This window comes from Achromobacter sp. K91 (assembly GCF_003576205.1).
In the GTDB taxonomy this organism is placed as follows: domain Bacteria; phylum Pseudomonadota; class Gammaproteobacteria; order Burkholderiales; family Burkholderiaceae_B; genus Achromobacter; species Achromobacter aegrifaciens.
Genome location: NZ_QWFB01000086.1, coordinates 201,961 through 217,266 on the forward strand (window position 1 = coordinate 201,961; position 15,306 = coordinate 217,266).

At 68.2% G+C, this 15,306-nt stretch carries 17 protein-coding genes; 13 read left to right on the forward strand and 4 right to left on the reverse strand.

Translation table 11 applies throughout. The features are described from left to right. Positions 1-6: 6 nt before the first annotated feature. Genes DXK93_RS31645 through DXK93_RS31665 form a run of 5 tightly spaced genes read left to right on the forward strand, consistent with a single transcriptional unit; the run spans position 7 to position 4,556 of the window. On the forward strand, positions 7-1,251 hold the full coding sequence (locus tag DXK93_RS31645) for a dienelactone hydrolase family protein (protein WP_054459407.1): 1,245 nt from the start codon (positions 7-9) through the stop codon (positions 1,249-1,251). 9 nt (positions 1,252-1,260) lie between these two features. Next, complete coding sequence (locus tag DXK93_RS31650) at positions 1,261-2,604, forward strand: aromatic ring-hydroxylating dioxygenase subunit alpha (protein ID WP_054459406.1); 1,344 nt, start codon at positions 1,261-1,263, stop codon at positions 2,602-2,604. Then, entirely contained in the window at positions 2,595-3,128 is a 534-nt protein-coding gene (locus DXK93_RS31655; RefSeq protein ID WP_054459404.1) for an aromatic-ring-hydroxylating dioxygenase subunit beta, read from the forward strand. Before DXK93_RS31650 ends, DXK93_RS31655 begins: the two co-directional genes overlap by 10 nt. Next, positions 3,125-3,736, forward strand: coding sequence for a cysteine hydrolase family protein (locus DXK93_RS31660; RefSeq protein ID WP_054459402.1), 612 nt, complete (start codon positions 3,125-3,127; stop codon positions 3,734-3,736). The genes DXK93_RS31655 and DXK93_RS31660 overlap by 4 nt, the downstream gene beginning before the upstream one ends. Positions 3,737-3,749: 13 nt before the next feature. After that, complete coding sequence (locus DXK93_RS31665) at positions 3,750-4,556, forward strand: SDR family oxidoreductase (RefSeq protein ID WP_054459400.1); 807 nt, start codon at positions 3,750-3,752, stop codon at positions 4,554-4,556. An 18-nt stretch (positions 4,557-4,574) separates the two neighbouring features. On the opposite strand, the gene DXK93_RS31670 is transcribed toward DXK93_RS31665, so the two are convergent. Then, entirely contained in the window at positions 4,575-6,317 is a 1,743-nt protein-coding gene (locus DXK93_RS31670) for a DUF342 domain-containing protein (protein ID WP_119452195.1), read from the reverse strand. A gap of 266 nt (positions 6,318-6,583) precedes the next feature. On the opposite strand from DXK93_RS31670, the gene DXK93_RS31675 reads away from it, so the two are divergent. Further along, positions 6,584-7,336, forward strand: coding sequence for a lytic transglycosylase domain-containing protein (locus DXK93_RS31675; protein ID WP_054459396.1), 753 nt, complete (start codon positions 6,584-6,586; stop codon positions 7,334-7,336). Positions 7,337-7,370: 34 nt separating this feature from the next. Here the strand turns inward: DXK93_RS31675 and hemL are convergent, their stop codons facing one another. The 3 genes from hemL to DXK93_RS31690 are packed head-to-tail and all read right to left on the reverse strand — an operon-like array spanning position 7,371 to position 10,125. Then, positions 7,371-8,648 carry a glutamate-1-semialdehyde 2,1-aminomutase gene (gene hemL, locus DXK93_RS31680; protein ID WP_054459395.1) on the reverse strand — a complete coding sequence of 426 codons (1,278 nt, stop codon included), beginning with the start codon at positions 8,646-8,648 and terminating at the stop codon, positions 7,371-7,373. A 5-nt stretch (positions 8,649-8,653) separates the two neighbouring features. Beyond that, entirely contained in the window at positions 8,654-9,319 is a 666-nt protein-coding gene (gene thiE / locus DXK93_RS31685; RefSeq protein ID WP_054459393.1) for a thiamine phosphate synthase, read from the reverse strand. Continuing rightward, positions 9,316-10,125, reverse strand: coding sequence for a bifunctional hydroxymethylpyrimidine kinase/phosphomethylpyrimidine kinase (locus DXK93_RS31690; protein ID WP_119452196.1), 810 nt, complete (start codon positions 10,123-10,125; stop codon positions 9,316-9,318). Before DXK93_RS31690 ends, thiE begins: the two co-directional genes overlap by 4 nt. Positions 10,126-10,280: 155 nt before the next feature. Here DXK93_RS31690 and DXK93_RS31695 point away from each other — a divergent pair, with 155 nt between their 5' ends. The 7 genes from DXK93_RS31695 to DXK93_RS32070 all read left to right on the forward strand — a co-directional run bounded on the left by DXK93_RS31695 (position 10,281) and on the right by DXK93_RS32070 (position 15,143). Next, a complete protein-coding gene (locus DXK93_RS31695) occupies positions 10,281-10,445 on the forward strand; it encodes a rubredoxin (RefSeq protein ID WP_003814980.1) in 165 nt (54 codons plus the stop codon). Between the two features lie 152 nt (positions 10,446-10,597). Continuing rightward, positions 10,598-11,185, forward strand: a complete 588-nt coding sequence (locus DXK93_RS31700) for a YqgE/AlgH family protein (protein WP_054459390.1) — start codon at positions 10,598-10,600, stop codon at positions 11,183-11,185. Next, positions 11,178-11,579, forward strand: a complete 402-nt coding sequence (gene ruvX / locus DXK93_RS31705; RefSeq protein WP_054459420.1) for a Holliday junction resolvase RuvX — start codon at positions 11,178-11,180, stop codon at positions 11,577-11,579. Before DXK93_RS31700 ends, ruvX begins: the two co-directional genes overlap by 8 nt. 21 nt (positions 11,580-11,600) lie before the next feature. Then, positions 11,601-12,533: an aspartate carbamoyltransferase gene (locus DXK93_RS31710; protein WP_054459388.1), complete on the forward strand. Its 933-nt coding sequence runs from the start codon at positions 11,601-11,603 to the stop codon at positions 12,531-12,533. Next, on the forward strand, positions 12,530-13,819 hold the full coding sequence (locus DXK93_RS31715; protein ID WP_119452197.1) for a dihydroorotase: 1,290 nt from the start codon (positions 12,530-12,532) through the stop codon (positions 13,817-13,819). The genes DXK93_RS31710 and DXK93_RS31715 overlap by 4 nt, the downstream gene beginning before the upstream one ends. Continuing rightward, entirely contained in the window at positions 13,816-14,556 is a 741-nt protein-coding gene (locus DXK93_RS31720; protein WP_119452198.1) for a 1-acyl-sn-glycerol-3-phosphate acyltransferase, read from the forward strand. The genes DXK93_RS31715 and DXK93_RS31720 overlap by 4 nt, the downstream gene beginning before the upstream one ends. A gap of 428 nt (positions 14,557-14,984) precedes the next feature. Continuing rightward, on the forward strand, positions 14,985-15,143 hold the full coding sequence (locus tag DXK93_RS32070; protein WP_158598603.1) for a hypothetical protein: 159 nt from the start codon (positions 14,985-14,987) through the stop codon (positions 15,141-15,143). The last annotated feature ends 163 nt before the right edge of the window (positions 15,144-15,306 follow it).

Consider the following 15,306-nt stretch of genomic DNA (forward strand, 5'->3'; position numbering starts at 1 on the left):
ATACGTATGACCCAGAACATTACGACGCGCGAAGTGACGGTGGCCTCGCATGACGGCAAGTCCTTCGGCGCCTATCTGGCCGTGCCGGCGTCCGGGCATGGCCCGGGCCTGGTGCTGTGCCAGGAGATCTTCGGCGTGAACGATTTCATGCGCCGCGCGGCGCAGCTGCTGGCCGAGGAAGGTTATGTGGTGCTGGTGCCGGACCTGTTCTGGCGCCAGCAGCCGGGCATCCAGCTGACCGATGGCCCGGCCGACATGCCGCGCGCCTTCGAGCTTTACCAGAAATTCGACGTAGAGCTGGGCCTGAAGGACATCGCGTCCACTATCGCCGCGCTGCGCGGGCTGCCTGAGCAGCAGGGCGGGGTGGGCGTGCTGGGCTACTGCCTGGGAGGCAAGCTGGCCTACCTGGCCGCCTGCCGCACCGATGTGGACGTGGCCATCGGCTACTACGGCGTAGGCATCGAGAACAGCCTGGACGAAGCGGCGCAACTGCGCGGCCGGCTGGTGCTGCACATCGCGGAGCAGGACGGCTTCTGTCCGCCCGAGGCGCGTCAGCGCATCCTGGAAGCGCTGGGCAACAAGCCCGGGGTGCAGATCTACGTCTACCCGGGCATGGACCATGCGTTCGCGCGCACGGGCGGGGACCATTACGACAAGCCTTCGGCGCTGATGGCGCATCAGCGCAGCATGGCGGCCTTGCAGCGCGCCATCGGGCCGGAGTTCGACTATTCGTACTTGTGGGACAAGCACTGCGAGTACGAATTCGGCACGCGCGATGTGGCGGCGACCATGGCGACCATGGTCGCCGAACCCTACGTTAACCACATCCCCACCATGACCGGGGGCGTGGGCCACAAGGAGCTCAGCCGCTTCTACCAGCATCACTTCGTCAACAGCAATCCGCCGGATACGCGCCTGGTGCCGCTGTCGCGCACGGTTGGCGCCACGCAGATCGTGGACGAGCTGCTGTTCTGCTTCACGCACACCACCGAGATCGACTGGCTGCTGCCGGGCGTGAAGCCCACGGGCAAGTACGTGGAGATTCCGCTGATCGCCATCGTCAAGTTCCGCGGCGACAAGCTCTATCACGAGCACATCTATTGGGACCAGGCCAGCGTGCTGGTGCAGGTGGGCCTGCTGGACCCCAAGGGCCTGCCCGTGGCCGGTCGCGAGACCGCTGCCAAGCTGCTGGACGAGACCCTGCCGTCGAACACGTTGATGGCGCGCTGGAAAGAAAGCGAGAACAAGTAGGAGCCGGACATGTCATACACCGAAGAGCAATTGGCCGCGATGGTGCGCGGCGACAGCGTGCACCGCGGCGTCTACACCGACCCCGCCATCTTCGACCTGGAGATGCAGCGGATCTATGGCCGCGCCTGGATCTACGTGGGGCACGAAAGCCAGGTGCCCAAGACGGGCGACTACCACACCACGCGCCTGGGCGACCAGGACGTGCTGATGGTGCGCGCCACCGACGGCCGCGTGCATGTGCTGTACAACCGCTGCCCGCACAAGGGCGCCAAGGTAGTGGCCGACGGCGAAGGCTGCGTCGGCAAGTTCTTCCGCTGCCCCTACCACGCCTGGACCTTCAAGCTGGATGGCAGCCATCTGGGCGTGCCGTTGAAGCAGGGGCTGGAGGGTACGGCCTACGATCCCGCCGATCCGTCCTTTTCGATGCGCCGGGTGGCGCGCGTGGAAAGCTATCGTGGCTTCGTGTTCGCCAGCCAGGCCAAGGACGGCCCGGCGCTGGAAGACTTCCTGGGCGGCGTGCGCTCGTCGATCGACAATCTCTGCGACCGTTCGCCGGTGGGCGAGGTGGAAGTGGCCGGTGGCATCTTCCGCGTCATGCAGCGTTCCAACTGGAAGGTGTTCTACGAGAACCTGCACGACACCATGCATGCCCGCGTCACGCATGAATCGTCGTATGCCGCGGCCCGCGACGAAGCCAAGGAAATGGGCGAGATGCCGCTGGAGCTGCACATCATGGACGGCAACGGCGAACCCTACGAATTCTGGGAAAAGCTGGAGCTGCGCGCCTATCCCAACGGCCACGGCTACATGGAAGGCATCTTCAATCCGGGCGCGGCCGAGCGCGACCCGGTGTCGCGCGCGCATTTCGAAACCCTGACCGCCGCCTATGGCGAGACGCGCGCCCGCGAGATCCTGGGCATGAACCGCCACAACACGGTGATCTACGGCAGCGGCTCGCCCCACACGGTGTTCCAGCAGTTCCGCGTGATCCGACCCATCGCCGTCGACCGCACCATGATCGAGATCCAGACCTTCCGCTGCAAGGGCGCGCCGGACGGCGTTTTCAAGCGCGCCATGCTGTACGCCAACGTCATCAACTCGCCTTCGTCCAACGTCATGCCGGACGACATCGAACTCTACAACCGCTGCCAGGAAGGCAACGCCACGAGAGGCGGCGAATGGGTCAGCATGCACCGCTACCACGGCAGCGACCGCAGCGATAGCGAAGGCCTGGTGTCGGTCAACGGCACCAGCGAGCTGCCCATGCGCAACCAGTTCGACGCCTGGAAGACCTATATGGAAGCCGGCCCCGCCGCCGCCGAAGCCGCCACCGGAGACCGCTCATGCTGCTAGACCTTGATTTCGACGTGAGCACGGAAGGCCTGTCGCCGGCAGAGGTCCCGGCCGACGCCTATCACCGCATCGCGCAGTTCCTGTACCGCGAGGCCCGCCTGCTGGACGAACGCCGCTACGACGACTGGCAGGCGCTGTGGACCGCCGACGGCATGTACTGGATGCCGCGCACGCCGGGCCAGCAGAGCCCCTACGACCACATCTCGCTGTTCTGGGAAGACCGCATGCTGCGCGACGTGCGCATCCGCCGGCTGGAGCATCCGCGCAACTGGTCGCAGCAGCCGCCCACGCGCAGCGCGCGGCTGGTGGGTGCGGTGGAGATCGAGGGCGTGGACGCCGGCGGTAATCTGGTGGTGCATTCCACCTTCCAGATGACCGAATGGCGCAAGCGCCAGCCGCGCCAATTGGCGGGCCGCTATACCCACAAGCTGGCCGCCGAGGGCGACAGCTGGCGTATCCGCATGAAGCGGGTGGATCTGGTCAATTGCGACGACGTGCACGACGTGTTCGAGGTGTTCGTGTGACTGCGACCGACGCCGCGGTGCTGGCGCTGCACTTCCAGAACGACGTGCTGCACCCCGAGGGCAAGATCCGTGTCGGCCTGGATGCGGACAGCGGGGCGCGCCAGCGCCTGCTGGACAACGCGGCGGCCCTGCTGGCGGGGGCGCGGGCGCATGATCTGCCCATCGTGCACGTGCGCATCGCATTCCGGCCGGATTACGCCGACCTGATGGCCAATTGCCCCATCTTCCGCAACGTGGCCGCCATCGGCGCGGTGCCGGAGGGGCAGTGGGGCAGCGCGTTTTACGAGGGGCTGCAGCCGCTGGCCGGCAGCGCGCGCGAGTTCGTGGTGAAGCACACCCGCATCAGCGCCTTCTACGGCACGCCGCTGGAAGAGACCCTGCGGCTCTTGGGCGCGCGTCGGCTGGTGGTGGCAGGCGTCGCCACGCATTCGGTGGTGGAGGGCACGGTGCGCCATGCGGCCGACATCGGCTTCGAGGTCATGGTGGCGCAGGACGCCTGCGCGTCCGCCGACCCGGCGGTGCACGACGCGTCGCTGGCCAGCATGCGCCTGATTGCGCAAACCGGGCCGGTGGCGGAAGCTGTGCGCTGGGCCGCCGCGCCTCATTGATCAAGGATTCATCATGGATTTCACAGGCTTTCCCGGGCTGGCCGGCAAGACCGCCATCGTCACTGGCAGCACCCAGGGACTGGGCGCGGACATCGCGCGCGGTCTGGCCGCGGCTGGCGTCAACGTGGTGCTGGTCGGGCGCAACGCCGAGGCCGGCCGCAAGCTCGAAGACGAGCTGGACGGCCGTGCGCTGTACTGCGAAACCGACATCGGGCAGGACGCGCAGATACAGCGCTGCATCGACGCTGCCGTGGCGCGTTTCGGACGGCTGGATATCCTGGTCAACAACGCTTGCCAGTACGCGGACCGGGGCCTGGCCTCGTCGCGCGAGGAATGGCACAACACGCTGGACACCAACCTGGTGTCGGCGGCCATCTTCACGCAACTGGCTGCGCCGCTGCTGCCGCGCGGCGGCGTGGTGGTGAACATGGGCAGCACCGGCGGCAAGTTCGGCGCGGCCGGGCGCGCGCTTTATCCGGCGTCCAAAGCGGCGCTGCTGCAGATCACCAAGAACTTCGCGGTGGAGCTGGCGCCGGCCGGCGTGCGCGTGCTGGCGGTGTCGCCGGCCTGGACCTGGTCGCCGTCGGTGGAACAGTTGTCGGGCGGTTCGCGTCCGGCGGCGGACGCGGTGGGAGCGCATTTCCATCCGCTGGGGCGGGTAGGGTCGGGCGAGGAGATCGCCGCGGCGGTGTGCTTCGCCTGCTCCGACGCGGCTTCGTGGATGACGGGTGTGGACATACCCGTGGACGGCGGCTTTTCCATCCTGGGGCCGGACCGCGGCATTTCGCCGCGCGCCTGGTTCAAGGAACTGGCGCCCTGAGGGCGCCAGCGGGCAGGGTCAGCGGATGACGATCTGCCCTTCTTCGACGGCGGCCTTGCCGCCGATCTGGTCTTCCAGGAATTCCTGCACCTTGTTGCCCACCTGAATCGTCGCGCCGCCGCAGAAGCGGCGCGCGGCCTGGATGGTGGCGCTGGCCAGGGGCTGCAGGTCCAGCACCAGCTGGGCTTCCTCCGCGTCCAGCGCCAGCAGGTCCTGGCTGAGCTTGACGTGGGTGTTGCGGGCGCGGTCGGCTACGTCGCCCGGGGCGCGTTGAGGATTGGCCTTCAGGAACATCAGCAGTTGCTCCAGCTTGGATTTTTCCTCGTGCATCTTCTGGCGCTTGCGCGCCAATGCCGAACGCTTGATGTCGGCATGCGGATCCAGGCCGGCCTGCACCAGCGTCGGGATGCCCGAGGGCGAACCAATGGTGCCGGCGCGTACGGCCTGCATGGCGCGGGTCTGGCCGCCGGTGATGGCGCTTTGCTGGGTGTTGGGCGGGCCGACGTTGACGCTGCCGCCGGCCGCGATGCTGCTCTGGCGGATTTCGCGCTCCACGTCTACGTCCTTGCCTGCACTGATGACGGCGTTTTCGATGAACTTGGCGCGCAGTGCGCCGCCACAGACGACGCGCGCGGTGCGCGCGGCGGCGGTGGCGTCTTGCAGGGCTTCGGCCAGGCCGATGATGCCACCCTTGACCGTGACGTTGCCGCCGGCCTCGACCAGCGCAGCTTCCATGGTGCCGTTGACCATCACGTCGCCCGTCACGTGGACTTCCATGGTGGCGGCGATGTCGCCGCGCACCAGCAGCGAGCCTTCGAAATGGATGTTGCCGGTGCTGAGGTTGACGGCGTCGACTTCGACCAGCGGATTGACCTGCACGCCGTGGCTGACCAGGGTGGGCGTACCGGCGATGGTGGCGCGCAGCAGCAGCGGATCTTCCGGGTCGACGGCGGCGCCGGACAGGTCGCTGGCGAACGGCGTGTCAGGCAGTTCGTTGGGCAGGATCGGTTCGCCCAGCACGGTGCTGCCGTCCACGCCGGGCAGGGGCGGCGTGCGCCGCATCAGCGGCATGCCGGGCGTGACCAGGAGCAGGCTGCCGAGGTCGCGGTAGTCGACCTGGGCCAGTTCGTCGATATCCTGGCCGCGGGGCTTGAGGCGGTCCAGCAGGCTTTCGAAGCGCGTCGGGGTGCCGCGGGTGGGCGGCGTGCCGCGGGCGATCTGCGTGGTTTCGCGGCGGCCCTGCGTGACGGCGTCGATCAGCTCCTGTTCCAGGATCCCGTGGACAATGCCGCGTTCGGCCAGCACCTGGCGCACGGCTTCCAACGTGACGGGCTTGCCGCCCTTGGGCGGGAGCAGGGTTAGCAGGGCGGACATGCGCTCGGCGTCCAGTTCCAGCTCTAGTGAGCCGTCGATGACCTGGCCGACCGGGGCCTTCACGGTTTCGTTGGCGTGGCGGCACAGGTCGATGAAGGTCAGGACGGCCTGGCTGTCCAGCGCCTCGGCACCCCAGCCCTGAGCGACGGCCGCCGCTGCCAGGGTGTCCCAGCTGGGCAGGTCGGCATTGACGTTGGGACGCGGTTCGTCGTCGTCGACCGCGACGCTGACCTCGGTGTCCAGGGCGGTTGCGCCGTCTGTCTCGGCTGGCGAGGCGGGCGCCAGGGCGGAATCCGCCGAGTCGGGACGCGCGGGCGGCGTGTAGACCGCCGTCAGGACGTTGGTCGTGGCGTCCAGCGTCAGCCGGAGCGTGTTTTCTGCGTCCATCTTGCCTCTCTCCAGCCTGGTGTTTCTGCCAGGTGAAATTATTTGGTAATCATAGGAAATATTAAGTCATATTCTATCCCAAGCGTTATAGGCTACTGGAAAGTAGGTGAGGCAAATTCCGCCGCATGCCCTAGTTCTGCCCCTGTTTGCCCCTGGGATGGCGACCGTCCGGGCAGGACTAGGGCGTCGGTACTAGCGACAAAAGGGCGTTGCCGCAGCAGCATAGGAGCTCGATTCCGCGTCTTCGGACGCCGCCGGAGCCGCCCATGCACCGCCATCCCTGTCCCGTCCTGCCGGCCCTGCGCGCCTTCGCGGCGCGCGCCGCGGGCATGGCGGCGCTGGCGGCCCTGGTGAGCGGCGTTCTGGCCCTGGCGCCCGCCGGTTCCGCCCAGGCGGCCGACATCTATCGCTACAAGGATCCCTATGGCGTGTGGCGGTCGATGAAGGTGCCCACGGGTTACGCCAAGTATTACAAGCGGGCGCAGGCCAGGACCGCCTGGCGCGGCAGCAGCATGAAGGTCTGTCTGGACTGCGAGCCCAAGTCCGGCGATGGCGCGCGCCTGGTGACGCTGGCCTCTGCCTCGCGCGCGCAGCGTTGGGAAGACCTGAAGGTGCCGCAGGCGCATGACGGGCTGATTGCCCGGGCGGCCCGGGAGTCGGGCGTGGACCAGGCCTTGCTCAGGGCCGTGATCGCAATCGAATCGGGCTTTCGCAGCGATGCGCGTTCGCCCAAGGGGGCGTTGGGCCTGATGCAGTTGATGCCTGCCACCGCGGCGCCGCTGCTTTCAGTGGCTGACGTGGAGACGGCGCTGGTGGATCCGGCGACCAATGTGAACGCGGGCTCGCGCCATCTGCGCCGGCTGATCGACCAGTATCCGGGCCGGCTGGATCTGGCGCTGGCGGCCTATAACGCGGGGGAAGGGGCGGTGCGCAAATATGACGCCGTGCCGCCCTATGCGGAGACCCAGGCGTACGTGCGGGATGTGACCGCCTTGTACGAGCACTACAAGGCGCCTTGAAGGGGAGCGGCCGCGGGCCGGCTCCCCGGCGTCGTTACATGGACGCGAAGACCTTTTCGGCGATGTCCAGGGTGGACTTGATCACCGCGTCGTCGTGCGTGGCCGAGACAAAGCCCGCTTCGAAGGCGGACGGCGCGAAGTGCACGCCGTGGTCCAGCATGGCATGGAAGAAGCGATTGAACGCCGCCGTGTCGCAGGCCGAGACTTCGGCGAACGAGGTCGGGACCTTATCGCTGAAGTAGATGCCGAACATGCCGCCCACCGAGTCGGCCGAGAAGGCCAGGCCCGCGGCGCGGGCGCGTTCCTGCAGGCCCTGGGCCAGCTTGGCGGTCTGGGCCGACAGCTTGTCGTAGAAGCCCGGAGCGGCGATCAGGCGCATCGTGGCCAGGCCCGCGGCCACGGCCACCGGGTTGCCCGACAGCGTGCCGGCCTGATAGACGCCGCCCAGCGGGGCGATGTGCTTCATGATCTCGGCGCTGCCGCCGAAGGCGCCCACCGGCATGCCGCCGCCGATCACCTTGGCCAGCGTGGTGATGTCGGGCTTGACGCCGGTCAGGCCTTGCACGCCTTGCGGGCCGACGCGGAAACCGGTCATGACTTCGTCGAAGATCAGCAGCGCGCCGTGCTGCGTGCAGACCTCGCGCAGGCCTTCCAGGAAGCCAGGGGCCGGCTTGATCAGGTTCATGTTGCCGGCGACCGGCTCGACGATGATGCAGGCGATGTCGGCGCCATGCTGGGCGAAAGCCTCGCGCACGGCGTCCAGGTTGTTGTATTCCAGGGTCAGCGTGTGCGAAACGAATTCCGGCGGCACGCCGGCCGAGCTGGGGTTGCCGAAGGTCAGCAGGCCCGAGCCCGCCTTCACCAGCAGGCTGTCCGAATGGCCGTGGTAGCAGCCTTCGAACTTCACGATCTTGGCGCGGCCGGTGGCGCCGCGGGCCAGGCGGATGGCCGTCATGGTCGCTTCGGTGCCCGAGCTGACCAGGCGCACCTGCTCCAGCGAGGGCAGGCGCGAGATCAGCACTTCGGCCAGCTCGATTTCCGCTTCGGTGGGAGCGCCGAAGGACAGGCCGTTGACCGCCGCGTCCTGCACGGCGCGCACCACTTCAGGATGCGAATGGCCGAGAATGGCCGGGCCCCAGGAACCGACGTAGTCGATGTACTGCTTGTCTTCCGCGTCCCACACGTACGGGCCCTGCGCGCGCTTGATGAAGCGCGGCGTGCCGCCCACGGAACGGAAGGCGCGCACGGGCGAGTTGACGCCGCCGGGGATGCTGCGGCAGGCGCGTTCGAAAAGCTGAGCGTTACTGGACATGGCGTTCAAGGCTTGCGGTTGGGGTTTGCGGAATAGGGCGCGGAGCATGCGGCCGCGGCGGCGCGGATGCTGGGCGCTTCGAATAGCGCGGTGATGACGGCGATGGCGTCGGCGCCCGCTTGGGCCACCAACGGCGCGTTGTCGGGCGTGATGCCGCCGATGGCGACGACCGCGGGCCGGGGGGCGTCGCAGGTGTCCGTCAGGCGGCGGGCTTCGGTCAGCACCGACAGCGGCGCGCGCACGGTGTCGGGCTTGACGGTGGAGGCATACATGGCGCCGAAGGCGATGTAATCGGCGCCCGCGGCCAGCAGTTCCTGCGCGCGGCCCAGGTCGTCGTAGCTGGAGCCGCCCAGGATCAGGTCGGGACCGGCCTCGGCGCGGATTCGCGCCAGGCTTTCGTCCTCGCGGCCGACGTGCGCGCCGTCGGCGCCCACTTCCAGCGCCAGGCGCCAGTCGTCGTTGATCAGGAAGACTACGCCCAGCTCGCGGCACAGCGGCGCCAGCGCGCGGGCCTGGGCGGCGCGCACGGCGTCAGGCACGTTCTTGCGGCGCAGCTGCAGCGAGCGCATGCCGCCCGCGGCGGCCTGGCGCACCGCCAGCAGCAGGCGATCGGTGTCGTCCCATTCGGGGGTGACGCCATACAGGCCAGTGGGGAAGCGCAGCGCTTTCATTGGGAGGGAATCCGGTTGGGAATGCGTCGGCCCATGCCCGGCAGGAAGCTGGCGGCGACTGCCGCGTCGGCGTGCGCCAGCCCCTGGCGCACGGCTTCCGGCATTTCCAGGCCGCGAGCCAGCATGGCCGCGATGGCAGTGGCGGCCACGCCGCCGGCGTCGCCGTTGCGGTCCGGGGGCGCCTGCCAGGGCAGGGTGGCGGTCTGACCGTTGGGGCCTAGCAGCATGTTGGCGTAGTGGCCGGGCCGCTGCGGGCTGCCCAGAACCAGGACCCATTCCGCGCCCGCCGCCAGCAGGGCGTGCATGGGTGTCGGTGCGTCCCCGATATCAATGTCGCCGTCGGCGTGCCACTGCGCCAGGCGCAGGTGCTCGATGATCAGCAGGTCCGTCTGCGGCAGCACCAGCTCCAGGGTGGCGGCCAGCAGGTCGTCGGCATCGTCCTCGTCAGCGGCGTCGGCCGGCGGCTGGGCGCGCTGGCCCAGATGCAGGACCAGCGGCACCTGGCTGTAATCGGCGGCGATCTGCGCTGCGACGCTGGCGGTTTCCGCGGTGTATAGTCCGCCCACCTTGATGGCCTGCACGGACATGTCTTCGAGCAGGCAGCGCGCCTGATCGTCCAGCAGGTCGGGTGTAACGGGATGGATTTCTTCGATGCCGGCGGTATCCCGCACGGTCAGCGCGGTCACGGCCGCGAGGCCATGGCAACCCAGGCCGGCACAAGTGACGGCATCTGCCGGCAAGCCGTCGGAACCCGAGGGATCGAGCGGACCGAAGACCAAAACGAGAGGGGGAGTAACGGGGGCCACTTGGACAGCGTTAGAGTGGGGGGGCGCCCGGACTCATTTGCGGTGAATCAGGGGAACCCCTATTGGGTTTCGGTAAGATTGTCCCCATTCTAATGGAAGCCCCTCACCTTTGCCCTGATGCCGGGCAAGGGCCTGGATTGATGTAAGAGAGAACTATGCGTACTTGGATGTGTTTGATTTGCGGCTGGGTCTATGACGAAGAGGCCGGCCTGCCCGACGAAGGCATTGCGCCCGGCACCCGCTGGGAAGACGTGCCCCCGAACTGGGTCTGTCCTGAATGCGGCGCCCGCAAAGAGGACTTCGAATTGATGGAAATCTGAGGCCATAGCGCCGACATATTCCGCCAAGGCTCGTAAGATGGGGCTAGGCCCCATCCCTCGCAACCGTGGACCCGACTGCCGCCAGGCATGATGCTTGCTGGATACGCGCGGCCTCCCCACGGTTCTTTCAGATTACCCATGTAGGGGTTGCCATGACGGAAAAACATCACGAAGACGCCGCGACGCAGGCAGCCAATTTTGCCAACCAGTTCCTGATCGCCATGCCCGGCATGGTGGAAGGCAGCCTGGCGGGTTCGGTCATCTATGTCTGCGAACACACCGAACGTGGCGCGCTGGGCCTGGTCATCAACCGGCCCACCGACCTGACGCTGGGCACCTTGTTCGAGCGCATCGACCTGACGCTCGAGATCGGTCCCGTGAAGGACACCCTGGTCTTCTTTGGCGGTCCGGTGCAGACCGACCGCGGTTTCGTGCTGCACGCGCCGGCCGGCGACTACAGCTCCAGCATCAAGCTGGGCGACATGGCGCTGACCACCTCGCGCGACGTGCTGCAGGCCGTGGCCGACGGCAAGGGGCCGGCCCGCATGCTGGTCACGCTGGGTTATGCCGGTTGGGGCGCGGGCCAGCTCGAGAGCGAGATGGCGCAGAACGCCTGGCTCAGCGTGGGCGCTGACGACGACATCATTTTCGACGTGCCCCCCGAGGAACGCTATCCGGCCGCGCTGAAGCTGCTGGGCATCGATCCGGTGATGCTGGCGGGCGATGCCGGACATGCCTGAAGAGACCCTGCTTGCCTTCGATTTCGGCGAGAAGAAGATCGGCATCGCCATCGGCAATACGCTGACGCGCCAGGCGCGTCCGCTGGAAATCATCTTCAGCGAAGTCCGCGAGGCGCGCTTCGGCCGCATCGCGGCGCTCTTGCAGGAGTGGCAGCCCCACCGTGTCGTGGTGGGGCTGGCCCTGGACGCCGACGGCGGCGAGCAACCCGCCACCGCGCGCTGCCGCCGCTTTGCCAATCAATTGCACGGCCGCTTCGGCCTCGCCGTCGAACTGGTCGACGAACGCGGTTCCAGCATGGAGGCGCAGCGCCTGCTGGGCACCCATGCGGCGGACGACGCGATGGCGGCGGCTGTTATCCTGCAACGATACCTGGACACCCTGCCTGCGGCTTGATGCACGCGGTCCGGACTGCCTATGCTCAATCCGCAACTCGATCGCCGCGGCGAACTGATACACCTGTTGACCACCGAAGGGCTGCCCCGCAGGCACGTCGAACGGCTGCTGGACGCGGCGCGCGCCTGGGCGGCGCGCGGCGATACAACGGGAGAGGCGCCAGCCGGCCCGTCGTCCGCGATGCCGGTATTCCTGTGCCTGCCCGATGAGTCCACGCAAGACCGCGATGCCTTTGCCGCCGCCGCGCAGCGCGTGTCGCTGTCTGCGGTCATGCTGGATCCGCAGGCTGGCGACGCGCTGGCCGCAACCGTCTCGCGCCTGGCCCCGGGCCTGCTGGTGCTGCGCCATGGCGCCAGCGGCGCGGCGCATTGCGCGGCCGCGCACGCGGCGCCGGGCCTGCGCATCCTCAACGCAGGCGACGGCTGCCACGCCGATCCCTTGCCCGCGCTGGCGCTGGTGCAAGCCATGCTCGACGCGCGGCAGGACCTGACCAACCTGGCCGTGACGCTGGTGGGCGACATCCGCCACTCGCGCGTGGCGCGTTCCGTCATCCATGCCATGACCACGCTGGGCGTGCCCGAAGTCCGCGCCGCCGCGCCGCGCACCCTGTTGCCCGACGGACTGCCGCAGCTCGGCGTGCGCGCCTGCGCCTCGCTGCGCGAGGGCTTGCAGGATGCAGACGTCATCATCGCGCTGCCCTTGCAAGTGGAAGGCATCAGCGGCGCGCAACTCCCTTCCGCACGCGAATACGCGCAGGCCTACGGCCTGACGCCGGATGCCCTGGCCGCGGCCCGCTCCGATGCCCTGCTGCTGCCGGCGGGCGTGTTGACGCCCGGCATCGAGGTCGACGGCGATGTGTCGGCCAGCCTGGCGCCCATCGAGGCGCGGCTGGAGGATATCGAGCAGCATCTGCGTCTGGCCGCCTTGGAATTGCTGACCGGAGACGCGTCGTGAGGCTGCATATCGCCAATGGCCGGCTGATCGATCCCGCCAACGCGGTGGACGGACAGCACGACCTCTACATCGCCGACGGCCACGTCGTCGCCGTGGGCCGCGCGCCCGACGGTTTTCAAGCGGATCGCTCGCTGGACGCCAGCGGGCTGGTGGTGTTGCCGGGCCTGATCGATCTGTCCGCGCGCGTCACGCAACCGGGCGCGGCGGCCTTCGCCGCTGCCGAACTGCGCGCGGCGCTTGCCGGTGGCGTCACCCGGCTGGTGCTGCCACCGGACCCTGGCGCGCCGCTGGATGAACCCGGCAAGGCCGAGGCCTTGATGCGCCACGCCGAGGCCGGGCAATGCCGCGTCCATCCCTTGGGCGCGATGACGGTGGGACTGGCCGGCGAAACGCTGGCCGAGATGGGCCTGCTGGCGCAGGCGGGCTGCCTCGCCTATACGCACGGCGAACAAGGCATCGCCGATACGCGCGTGTTCTGGGGCGCGATGCGCTACGCCAGCGGCATGGGCCTGGCGCTGTGGCTGCGACCACAGGATCCGTGGCTTGCGCGCGGCGCGGTCGCCGCAAGCGGCGCCTACGCCGAGCGCCTGGGCCTCGAAGGGCTGCCGCCGCAGGCGGAAACCGTGGCCCTGCACACCATTTTTGAACTGCAGCGCGCCACCGGCGCGCGCGTGCACCTGACGCGGCTGTCCTCGGCCGCTGGCCTGGAACTGCTGCGCGCCGCCCGGCGCGAGGGCCTGCCGGTCACGGCCGACGTGTCCGTCCACAGTCTGCACCTGACTGACGTGGACATCGGCTTCTTCAATACGGACTTCCGCCTGAACCCGCCGCTGCGCGGCCAGCGCGATCGCGACGCGATCCAGGCCGCGTTGGCCGACGGCACTGTCGATGCGCTGTGCTCCGATCACAATCCGATCGACGACGCCGCCAAAGCCGTGCCGTTCCCGTTGGCCGAGCCCGGCGCTACCGGACTGGAGCTGCTGCTGTCCCTGGCCCTGAAGTGGGCGCGCGACCACCGCCGACCTCTGCCCGAAGCACTGGCGCGGGTCACTTGCGGCCCCGCCGCGGTGCTGGCCAGCGTTTCTCCGCTGGCCGCATCCGCCGGCCATCTGGGCGTGGGAGCGTCAGCGGACCTGTGCCTGGCCGATCTGGAAGCCGAATGGCTGGTGATGCCCGGCGCGCTGCAAAGCCGCAGCGGCCATACCCCGTTCGCGGGTATGATGCTGCCCGGCCGCGTACGCGCCACCGTGGTAGGTGGCAGCCTGGCCTGGGAGACTCCGGTTTGAAGCTGCTGCGCTTTGTCCTTAGGCTGTTCCTCGTGGTGCCCTGGATTCTCTTCGGCCTCTTGTGTGTAGGCCTGGTATATCCCCTGATCGGCCCCAAATCACGTGCCTGGCTGAACCGCCGCTGGTCGCGCTGCCTGATGGCTTTCTGTGGCCTGCGGGTCGTCCTCAAGGGTGAGCCGCGCCTGACCGGTCCGGTGCTGCTGGTGGCCAACCACGTGTCCTGGATCGACATCTTCGTGCTGAACTCGGCGCGCGCCACGTCCTTCGTCGCCAAAAGCGAAATCCGCAGTTGGCCGATCATCGGCTGGCTGGTGGCCGGCGCCGGTACGCTCTTCATCGAACGCGGCCAGCGCCACGCGGTGCACGCCATGGGTGAATCCATGCAAGCCCGCTTCAAGCAGGGCGACGCGGTGGGGCTGTTCCCCGAAGGCACGACGAGCGCGGGTTTCGAGTTATTGCCCTTCCACGCCAGCCTGTTCGAACCGGCGCGTTCGGCCGCCGTCGAGATCCAGCCCGTGGCCTTGCGCTTCCTGCAGCATGGCAAGCGCAGCGGTTACGCGGCGTTCGTTGGCGAAGAGTCCTTGGTCGCGAATCTCTGGCGGGTGCTGGGGGTGACGGGACTGGCCGTCGAAGTGGTGTTCCTGCCGCCGTTGGCGGCGCGGCATCCGGACGGGAGTTTGCCTACGCGGCTGGAGCTTTCGCATCAGGCTCGGGATGCGATTTTGAGTGTGCTTTAGCTAAAGCTAAAGCGCTTCGTAGGTCGTCCGTCGTCGCGGGCGGCGTGGCGGCTCGCGCCCACGATTGCGGTCCGGAGCGTTCGCTCCGGACTGCCCCGTCGTCATCTTCGTCCAGGCCTTCGGCCTTCCCTTCAGATTCCCTCGGGCGCATCGAGGTTGCGAGCCGCCACGCCGCCCGCGACGACGGACTACGTGCGTCTTGGCTTGTCGTGCCGCTAGAGCAGTGGTTGGGGGCGTGTCTTGCGGGGCCCGCCCCAGGCCGGCCGCGCGGGCGGCCTTTTGGGGCTTACGCGGTGTCTTGCGTCGCGTGTTGGCGCTGCGCGCTGGTGGTTGGTGATTTTGAGTATGCGGGACGTTGAAGCGCGTCGGTTGGCCAACCATCGTCATTCAACGTCAGTGCGGGATGGGTGGCGCGCGTGACGGTCAGCATGCGCAAGCAGTTCGCCACCGCGCGCCATCCATCACCGCCCATCCCTCATGAGCTGGCGACCATTAGCAAACCACTCGCCGCATTCGCGCAAGCGAACACAATCGAAATTCAAGAAATCACGTATGTCATTCTCGGCCGCCCGCGCGGCCGAGAATGACGGGCAGCCCAAGAATCGTCCCTGACCACAGCTCTAGCAGCGCATCAGTCCAAGATTCAAGTAGCCCATCGGCGCGGGCGCCTGAGTGGCGGGCAACCTCGATGCGCCCGAGGGAATCTGAAGGGAAGGCCGAAGGCCTGGACGAAGATGACGACGGGGCAGT

What these genes read in the sequence shown, in the direction of transcription:
- hemL (WP_054459395.1), bottom strand. Translation starts at nt 8,648, where the DNA reads ATGTCCAGTAACGCTCAGCTTTTCGAACGCGCCTGCCGCAGCATCCCC.
- DXK93_RS31650 (WP_054459406.1), top strand. Translation starts at nt 1,261, where the DNA reads ATGTCATACACCGAAGAGCAATTGGCCGCGATGGTGCGCGGCGACAGC.
- ruvX (WP_054459420.1), top strand. Translation starts at nt 11,178, where the DNA reads ATGCCTGAAGAGACCCTGCTTGCCTTCGATTTCGGCGAGAAGAAGATC.
- DXK93_RS31645 (WP_054459407.1), top strand. Translation starts at nt 7, where the DNA reads ATGACCCAGAACATTACGACGCGCGAAGTGACGGTGGCCTCGCATGAC.
- DXK93_RS31675 (WP_054459396.1), top strand. Translation starts at nt 6,584, where the DNA reads ATGCACCGCCATCCCTGTCCCGTCCTGCCGGCCCTGCGCGCCTTCGCG.
- thiE (WP_054459393.1), bottom strand. Translation starts at nt 9,319, where the DNA reads ATGAAAGCGCTGCGCTTCCCCACTGGCCTGTATGGCGTCACCCCCGAA.
- DXK93_RS31695 (WP_003814980.1), top strand. Translation starts at nt 10,281, where the DNA reads ATGCGTACTTGGATGTGTTTGATTTGCGGCTGGGTCTATGACGAAGAG.
- DXK93_RS31670 (WP_119452195.1), bottom strand. Translation starts at nt 6,317, where the DNA reads ATGGACGCAGAAAACACGCTCCGGCTGACGCTGGACGCCACGACCAAC.
- DXK93_RS31665 (WP_054459400.1), top strand. Translation starts at nt 3,750, where the DNA reads ATGGATTTCACAGGCTTTCCCGGGCTGGCCGGCAAGACCGCCATCGTC.
- DXK93_RS31710 (WP_054459388.1), top strand. Translation starts at nt 11,601, where the DNA reads ATGCTCAATCCGCAACTCGATCGCCGCGGCGAACTGATACACCTGTTG.
- DXK93_RS31655 (WP_054459404.1), top strand. Translation starts at nt 2,595, where the DNA reads ATGCTGCTAGACCTTGATTTCGACGTGAGCACGGAAGGCCTGTCGCCG.
- DXK93_RS32070 (WP_158598603.1), top strand. Translation starts at nt 14,985, where the DNA reads ATGCGCAAGCAGTTCGCCACCGCGCGCCATCCATCACCGCCCATCCCT.
- DXK93_RS31700 (WP_054459390.1), top strand. Translation starts at nt 10,598, where the DNA reads ATGACGGAAAAACATCACGAAGACGCCGCGACGCAGGCAGCCAATTTT.